Annotated in this window: 5 protein-coding genes; 3 read left to right on the top strand and 2 right to left on the bottom strand. The window is 62.4% G+C overall.

Features of this window, described 5'->3' with window-relative positions; all coding sequences use genetic code 11:
* Positions 1–145: 145 nt before the first annotated feature.
* A complete protein-coding gene (locus tag LN996_RS00790; RefSeq protein ID WP_231338298.1) occupies positions 146–1,216 on the bottom strand; it encodes a hemolysin family protein in 1,071 nt (356 codons plus the stop codon).
* Entirely contained in the window at positions 1,213–2,565 is a 1,353-nt protein-coding gene (locus LN996_RS00785; RefSeq protein WP_231338297.1) for a hemolysin family protein, read from the bottom strand. Before LN996_RS00785 ends, LN996_RS00790 begins: the two co-directional genes overlap by 4 nt.
* Positions 2,566–3,054: 489 nt before the next feature.
* On the opposite strand from LN996_RS00785, the gene LN996_RS00780 reads away from it, so the two are divergent.
* The 3 genes from LN996_RS00780 (at position 3,055) to LN996_RS00770 (ending at position 8,870) form a co-directional block, all read left to right on the top strand.
* Positions 3,055–6,858, top strand: coding sequence for a multifunctional oxoglutarate decarboxylase/oxoglutarate dehydrogenase thiamine pyrophosphate-binding subunit/dihydrolipoyllysine-residue succinyltransferase subunit (locus tag LN996_RS00780; RefSeq protein ID WP_231338296.1), 3,804 nt, complete (start codon positions 3,055–3,057; stop codon positions 6,856–6,858).
* 138 nt (positions 6,859–6,996) lie between these two features.
* On the top strand, positions 6,997–7,596 hold the full coding sequence (locus LN996_RS00775) for a GDSL-type esterase/lipase family protein (protein WP_014922202.1): 600 nt from the start codon (positions 6,997–6,999) through the stop codon (positions 7,594–7,596).
* 2 nt (positions 7,597–7,598) lie between these two features.
* On the top strand, positions 7,599–8,870 hold the full coding sequence (locus LN996_RS00770; protein ID WP_231338295.1) for a serine hydrolase: 1,272 nt from the start codon (positions 7,599–7,601) through the stop codon (positions 8,868–8,870).
* Positions 8,871–8,895 lie beyond the last annotated feature (25 nt).

Genomic DNA, 8,895 nt, shown 5'->3' with positions numbered 1-8,895 from the left:
CCACAAAAAAAAAAACAACAACCACCCCTCGACCCCCCACCGCACACATATCACAACATCCCCCCCCCCAACAACCCCCCCCCGCCGCCCCGCCCCCCCCCCCCCCCCCCCCCCCCAGTCTGTTCTGTCGTTCCACTACGTTCGTTTATTTCGTTTGCTGGTCTCCGTAGCGGCGGATGCCGGTCGCCTGCGTGGCGTCGCGAATCTCGCCAACCAACTGTTCAATGACGTCCTCGAGGAAGAGGACACCCTGTGTTTCTCCGCCAGTGCCGATAACACGGGCAAGGTGGGAGCCGGTGCGTTGCATGACGGACATTGCCTGCTCGATCTCGTCATCCGGCGCCAGGTTGGCCAGAGAGCGGATGCGCCCTTCGGCGATGGGATGCCTTCTGCCCTCATCCGGGATGGACAGGATGTCCTTCACGTGCAGGTATCCGGCGAGTTCGCCGTCGTCGTCCACCATCGGGAACCGGGAGAAGCCCGTACGGCTGACCGCCTTTTCCAGGTCCACCGGGGTGGAAGTCGTCTTCAGCACCACCAGCTTGTCCAGAGGAACCATGATGTGCGAGGCCGTGTGCTCCGAGAACTCAAGGGCACCGCTCAACAAGCCTGCTTCGTCGTCCACCAGGCCATGGCGTGTGGACTCCTGCACGATCGACTGCACTTCCTCCAGCGTGAACGACGAGGACACTTCGTCCTTGGGCTCGATCTTCATCAGCCGCAGGATGTGGTTGGCCAGCCAGTTCAGCGACCAGATGATCGGGTTCACCACGCGTGCAATGAACATCAACGGGGGTGCCAACACAAGCGCAGCTTTGTCCGCCACGGAAACCGAAATGTTCTTGGGAACCATCTCACCAAAGGTGACATGCAGGAACGTGACGAACAGCAGGGCAATCGCAAACGCGATGACGTCCGCGAGTTCCACCGGAACGCCAACCAGCTCAAGAGGCTCAGCCAACAAATGGTGGATGGCTGGCTCGGCAACCTGAAGGATCAACAGGGAGCAAACAGTGATACCCAACTGGGCACAGGCGAGCATTAGCGAAACGTTTTCCATGGCACGCAGTGTTGTCTGCGCCCGCTTGGACCCGGCTTCAGCCAAGGGCTCGATCTGGCTGCGGCGTGCCGACATGACGGCAAACTCCGCGCCCACGAAGAAGGCGTTGCCGATCAGGAGAACGACGAGCCATACGATTCCTACCCAGTCGCTCATACGGCACCCGCTTCATGGCGCGGCTTATCCGCATGCTCTGCTGTGGACTCGTCCACCGCCACATGATGGAAACAGATCCTGTCAATCCTCCGGCCATCCATCCTGGTCACAGTGAGCGTCCCGCCCACTGTGTCCACGACGTCGCCCGTCTTCGCAATGCGGCCAAGCTGGCTCATGACATACCCGCCCACGGTTTCATAGGCAGACTCGTCAGGAACGATGAGATTGGGGATCTGCTCCGACACTTCGTCCGGCCTCAGCAGCCCCGGGAAGTACCAGTCACCGGACGCGCTCTGCAGCACTCCCGGACGGACCTTGTCGTGCTCGTCAGCGACTTCGCCGACGATCTCCTCCACCAGGTCTTCCAAGGTGGCGATGCCCGCTGTTCCGCCGTATTCGTCCAGCACTACGGCAAGCTGCAGGTTGCCTTCGCGCAGTTCGGACAGCAACGCATCCAGGTGGATCGTCTCAGGAACCTGGAGGACGTCGGTCATGATCGCTCCGGCCTCCAGTTTGGCCCGGCGCTCGGCCGGGACAGCCACGGCCTTCTTGACGTGCACCACACCGCGAATGTCGTCCGTGGAATCACCGATGACAGGGAACCGTGAATATCCGGTTCGCCGCGCGGCGTCGAGGATGTCGGCCACCGGCTGGTCGGCGTCGATCGTTTCCATGCGGATGCGTGGCGTCATGACGTCAGCGGCCGTGCGCCCGGAAAAGTTCAGGGTCCTGGCCACAAAGTTGGCCGTACCGGCATCCAAAGTCCCAAGCTCAGCTGAACGCCTCACCAGGGAAGCGAGTTCAGCGGGGGTCCTTGCCCCGGAGATCTCTTCCTTGGCTTCCAGGCCAAACAGGTTCAGCACCTTGTTCGAGAAACCATTCAGGACAACGATGGCCGGCTTGAAGACGGCCGTAAACATCAACTGAGGGCGGGCCAACCGCTTCCCCAAGGGAAACGCCAGGGCAATGGCCATGTTCTTGGGAACCAGCTCACCCAAAAGCATCGACAGGAGCGTGGCGAACGCCATCGCCACAATCAATGCCACGGAATGAACCACTTCAGCCGGGAGGCCCAGCAGGCCGAGGGGCCCCAGGAGCAACTGCCCAACGGAGGGTTCCATCACGAAACCCGTCAACAGCGTTGTCAGGGTAATGCCAAGCTGGCAACTGGAGAGCTGGGTGGAGAGCGACTTGAGGCACTTCAGCAGCGGGGCGGCAGCGTGGTCGCCGTTGTCAACCGCACGCTGAACGCTCGCCTGATCCAACGCAACCAGGGAAAACTCAACTGCTACAAAGAAGCCGGTGCCCAGAATCAAGGCGAAGCCGGCCAGAAGAAGAATCCATTCCACTTAGCGCATCACTCCATGAGTGGGCGCGTGCAATGGGGGGAACACCTGCGGCGCGGGGAGTCGCCCCGGCGGAGGCTGGTCGGGTCCCGCGGACGCGTGGTCCGCGGAACCACCGGCTGTGAGCGCCGGCGCGTGATGGGCATGTGAACGGGTATTGCCGGCTCGACGGGCACGCTGTGCGGAGTTGCCAGATTGGCTCCCCCGACAGTTCCCAGGCCGGCACCTAGATTTACTGTCCATAAGGGTTTCAGTCTACAGTCCAGCGGCCGGGCGCCTCCAACGGCGGGCTTAACTCCGCGACAAAAAAGAAGAGCTTCTCCACTAAGTCAGCCGCAACATGATTTAGGTCACCACTATTGGCAGTTAACCAACGATCCTAACTAGACTGTCAGGGGTCTGAGTTCGCGGGACCCGGACCCTGTCCCATCGTTGCGGAAAAGCAACTTTGGCCAGCGGGAAAACAACACTCATGGAAGAGGCGTATTTCAAGTGCCAGAGCAGCCCAGCCACCGTCTACCAGAGGAATTTGGCGGAAACGAGTGGCTCGTTGACGAACTGTACGAGCGGTACCAACAGGACAAGAATTCGGTCGACACCAAGTGGTGGCCACTCTTTGAATCCTTTGCTTCTGCTGACGGCACTTCTTCCAACGGAACCTCCGCAGCTACAACAGCTGCCAATCCCCCTACCCAAGTACTTCCCGTGGTAGCTCCGGCTGCAGCGGCTCCGGCACCGGCGCCGGCCGCTCCTGCAGCGGCGCCCGCCGCGGAACCTGCCGCACCGGCGGCTCCCGCCCCGGCAAAAAAGGCACCGGCCACGGTTGCCCGGGACGGAGCAAAGAAGCCCGCTGCCGGCACCACTGCCCAGCCCATTCCTGCCCAACTGCCCAAGAGCACCAAGGCGCCTACCGCACCCGAGGAAGACGTCGTTTCCGTTCTCCGGGGTCCGGCCAAGGCCATCGCCACCAACATGGTGACCAGCTTGGAAGTACCTACCGCCACAAGCGTCCGGGCAGTTCCCGCCAAGCTGCTCATCGACAACCGGGTGGTCATCAACTCCAACCTTGCCCGGGCCCGCGGCGGCAAGGTCTCCTTTACGCACCTCATCGGATACGCCGTTGTTCGCGCACTTTCCCAGTTCCCGTCGATGAACGTCTACTACGACGAAATCGATGGCAAGCCCAGCGCCGTGCAGCCGGCACACGTCAACTTTGGCATCGCCATTGACATGCCCAAGCCCGACGGCACCCGCCTCCTGATGGTTCCCAACATCAAGAAGGCCGAGACCATGGACTTCGCAGAGTTCTGGCACACCTACGAGGACCTCATCAAGCGTGCCCGCAACGGCAAGCTGACGGCTGATGACCACGCAGGCACCACGGTTTCGCTGACCAACCCCGGCGGCATCGGCACCGTTCACTCGGTGCCGCGCCTCTCCAAGGGGCAGGCTGCCATCATCGGCGTCGGCGCCCTTGACTACCCGGCAGAGTTCCAGGGTGCCAGCGAGAAGATCATCGCGCAGAACGCCATCAGCAAGATCCTCACCTTGACCTCCACCTACGATCACCGCGTGATCCAGGGTGCCGGCAGTGGAGAGTTCCTCAAGCTTGTCCACCAGCTCCTGCTCGGTGCGCAGAACTTCTACGATGAGATCTTCGAAGCCCTGCGTATCCCGTACGAGCCCGTCCGCTGGAGCCCGGACCTCCAAGTGGATCCCGCCGACGAGATCAACAAGGTTGCCCGCATCCAGCAGCTGATCCACTCCTACCGCGTGCGCGGCCACCTGATGGCCGACACCGATCCCCTGGAGTACGTGCAGCGCAAGCACCCCGACCTGGACGTGCTGACCTACGGCCTGACCTTGTGGGACCTGGACCGTGAGTGGCCCACCGGCGGATTCGGCGGCAAGCCGCAGCTCAAGTTCCGCGACATCCTCGGTGTTCTCCGTGACGCTTACTGCCGCACCACGGGCATCGAGTACATGCACATCCAGGAGCCGGCGGAACGCAAATGGTTCCAGGACCAGCTGGAGCACCCTTACTCCAAGCCAAGCCGTGAAGAACAGCTGCGCATCGTCTCCAAGCTCAACGCCGCTGAGGCATTCGAGACGTTCCTGCAGACCAAGTTCGTCGGCCAGAAGCGGTTCTCCCTCGAGGGTGGCGAGTCACTGATTCCGCTGCTCGATGCCGTGATCTCGGACGCAGCAGACGACGGACTGGACGAGGTTGCCATTGGCATGGCACACCGCGGCCGCCTCAACGTGCTCACCAACATCGCCGGCAAGACCTATGCACAGGTCTTCCGCGAGTTCGAGGGCACCCAGGACCCACGCTCCGTCCAGGGCTCGGGCGACGTCAAGTACCACCTCGGTACCGAAGGCACCTTCACCTCGGACAACGGCAAGCAGACCAAGGTCTACCTCGCCGCCAACCCGTCGCACCTGGAAGCCGTGGACTCCGTCCTTGAGGGCATCGTCCGCGCCAAGCAGGACCGGTTGGACCAAGGCGAGTCGTTCCCCGTGCTGCCCATCATGGTCCACGGTGACGCCGCGTTTGCCGGCCAGGGTGTTGTGGCTGAAACCCTCAACCTCTCCCAGCTGCGTGGCTACCGCACCGGCGGTACCATCCACGTGATCGTCAACAACCAGGTTGGCTTCACCACAGCGCCGTCGTCATCGCGTTCGTCCACGTACTCCACGGACGTTGCCAAGATGATCCAGGCTCCGGTGTTCCACGTGAACGGCGACGATCCCGAAGCAGTGGTGCGTGTTGCGCAGCTCGCCTACGAGTTCCGTCAGCGTTTCCACAAGGATGTCGTCATCGACATGGTCTGCTACCGCCGTCGCGGCCACAACGAAGGCGACGACCCCTCGATGACCCAGCCGCTCATGTACAACCTGATCGAAGCCAAGCGCTCCGTCCGGAAGTTGTACACCGAGTCGCTCATCGGCCGTGGCGACATCACCGAGGAAGAAGCAGAGCAGTTGCTCCGCGACTACCAGGAGCGCCTCGAGCGTGTCTTCGCTGAGACGCACGCAGCGCAGACCTCGCCGATCCCGATCATCACTGCGGATTCCGCTGCGGTCTCGGACATCGAGCGTCCCATCGCCCAGCAGGCCGACTTCGGTACCAACTCCCCTGCGTCCACCGCCATTTCCGCTGACACCCTTGCCCGGATCGGCAAGGCGCATCTGGAAATTCCCGATGGCTTCACGGTCCACTCCAAGCTCAAGCAGCTCCTGGAAAAGCGTGAACAGATGTCCCGCGAAGGCGGCATCGACTGGGGCTTCGGCGAAATCGCAGCGTTCGGCTCGCTGATCATGGAGGGCGTGCCTGTTCGTTTGGCCGGCCAGGACTCCCGCCGTGGCACGTTCGTGCAGCGTCACGCAGTCTTCCACGACCGCGCCAACGGCAACGAGTGGCTGCCCCTGGGCAACCTTTCCGATGACCAGGCCAAGCTGTGGATCTACGACTCCTTGCTGTCCGAATACGCAGCCATGGGCTTCGAATACGGCTACTCAGTGGAGCGTCCGGATGCCCTGGTCCTGTGGGAAGCCCAGTTTGGTGACTTCGTCAATGGCGCCCAGACCATCATTGATGAGTTCATTTCCTCGGCAGAACAGAAATGGGGCCAGCGCTCCTCGCTGGTGCTCATGCTCCCGCACGGCTACGAAGGCCAAGGTCCGGACCACTCGTCGGCACGTATCGAGCGCTTCCTGCAGATGTGCGCCGAGGACAACATGATCGTGGCCAACCCCACCACCGCGGCATCGCATTTCCACCTGTTGCGCCGCCAGGCCTACAGCCGTCCGCGCAAGCCGCTGATCATCTTCACGCCGAAGCAGCTGCTCCGGCTCAAGGGCGCCGCGTCCGCCGTCGAAGACTTCACCACGGGCGGCTTCCGGCCGGTCATTGCCGATCCGGAAGTACAGCCGGCTAACGTGGACCGGGTCATCCTGGTCTCGGGTCGCTTGTACTACGACCTTCTGTCCAACCGACAGAAGTCCGGCGACACCTCCACCGCGATTATCCGCGTCGAGCAGCTGTACCCGCTGCCCAAGGCTGAGATTGACGCCGAGCTGGCCAAGTACCCGAACGCTGACATCGTTTGGGCACAGGATGAGCCTGCCAACCAGGGTCCGTGGCCGTTCATGGGCTTGAACCTGGCACCGGAGCTTGACCGCAAGCTGCGCTTGGTCTCGCGCCCGGCTTCAGCCTCCACGGCTGCCGGTTCCATGAAGCGCCACGCCGCTGAGCAGGATGCCCTGATCAAGCAGGCGTTCGAACGCAAGTAAGCGAAACTGCCCGGCCTGAGGAGCGAATGCGCGCCTCAGGCCGGGCAGTTCTGTTTAATGGGACAGGTACCCGGTTCCAGAACCGGCCGATGATCCGGCAAACTGTGCAAGGACCGTAACGAGTGTGAAGAGGTAACCGTGGAAGACAGGAAGCTGCGCATCGCGGCTGTAGGAGATGAACTGCTGGCGGGCCTGGGGGATCCCCGCGCATTGGGTTGGCTCGGACGAGTGCTGGCCCGCACGCCCCAGGACTCCGTCGTGGTGGAAAGTTTCCCGCTCCCCTGCCCCATGGAAGGCACAGAGGGCTTGGCCGCCCGCTGGCAGGATGAAGCCGGTCGACGTTTCAGTGATACCCACGAGAACCGCCTGGTCATCGGGCTCTCCGGGCGGGACCTGGAGTTTGGCCTGTCCACGGCACGAAGCCGCCTGAACCTGGCCAACATCCTCGACGGCGCCTCCCACAGCAGCGTGGAGGTCTTTGTGGTGGGCCCGCCTCCCACACTGGACCCGGCACGGAACAAGCGCCTCGCTGAACTCAACACGGCCTTTGCCGATGTCACTACCAGGCGGAACCACCATTACGTTGACACGTTCTCCCCCTTGCTCAATCATGAGCAGTGGAGGACGGACCTCGCAGCCAATGGGGGAACACCGGGCCAGGCCGGCTACGGATTGATTGCGTGGCTGGTCCTGCACCGCGGCTGGTTCCAATGGCTTAATATCGCCCAACCGGAGTAGCCATGACGCGGAACATGCAGGTTTCTGTCAGAGCAACAGTCGCAGCGGCCGTCGTCGCCGCCGTAGCAGCCACAGTTTCCTGCAGTTCCGGTCCTCCCGCTCCCGCAACGTCCTCCACGGCGCCCGCATCGTCCACACCGCCGTCCGCCGCCACATCTGCCGCAGCATTACTGCCCTTCGACGCGGGAACGTTGCGTGCCGAATTCGAACGCACGGCCAAAGAACTCCTGGTCCCCGGTGCAGTGGTGCTGCTGCAGACTCCCGAGGGATCGCTGACGGCGTCCTACGGCACGGGGACCCGCGGCGCTGACCGTCCAGTTTCTGCCCAGGACCACATCCGGGTAGGTTCCGTCACCAAGACCTGGACCACCACAGTCATTCTGCAACTCGTACAGGACGGCAAGCTTTCTCTGGGCGACCCTGTGTCGAAGTACCGCCCCGACGTCCCCAACGGCGAGTCGATCACCCTCGAACAGATGCTGACCATGCGCAGCGGCCTGTTCAACTACACAGAGACCCTTGAACTCAACACGGCGATGGACCAGGATCCACAAAGAGTCTGGCAGCCGGAAGAGCTCCTTGCCCTGGCATTCGCCCATCCGCCGTATTTCGGGCCGGGCCAAGGCTTTCATTACTCCAACACGAACACGGTTCTTCTGGGCCTGATCGCCGAGAAATTGGAAGGAAAGCCGCTCGGAACCCTGTTCAAGGAGCGGATTTTCGAACCGCTCGGGCTAAAGGGTACGGTCTTTCCCGAGATTTCTTCCAATGCGATTCCGGAGCCCCATTCCCAAGGCTATTTCTACGGCGACAACGTCCTGACCATGACCAATCCGGCCCTTCCCGAGGACATGCAGAAGGAGGCCACGGCCGGCGCTCTGGCGCCGAACGATGTCACCGACGTCAATCCGTCGTGGGCTTGGGCCGCGGGGTCGGGCATATCCACGGCTGAGGACCTCAAGATTTTGGGCGAAGCCCTGGTCAACGGCAAGCTCCTCAAACCGGAACTCCAGCAAAAACGGCTTGAGAGCGTCACCCCCACCAATCCCGACAATACCGGTGGCGCATCCTATGGTTTGGGAATCGCAAAGTTCGGTAACTTGTATGGGCACACCGGCGAGTTGCCGGGCTTCAACACCTTTATGGGTCATGACCCCGCCAATTCAGTCTCGTTGGTGGTGTGGACCAACCTGGCGCCCGCTGCCGACGGGCGGGACCCCGCGACCACCATTGCCCGCACGCTGATTGGCAAGTTGTACCGCCCGGCTGCTTGATTGTCCCCAGGCCCTTGCCCCCCAA

This window comes from Arthrobacter sp. AK01, assembly GCF_021109375.1.
GTDB lineage: Bacteria > Actinomycetota > Actinomycetes > Actinomycetales > Micrococcaceae > Arthrobacter.
Note: the sequence above shows the minus strand (reverse complement) of the source record. Positions and strands in the feature narration are given on the sequence as shown.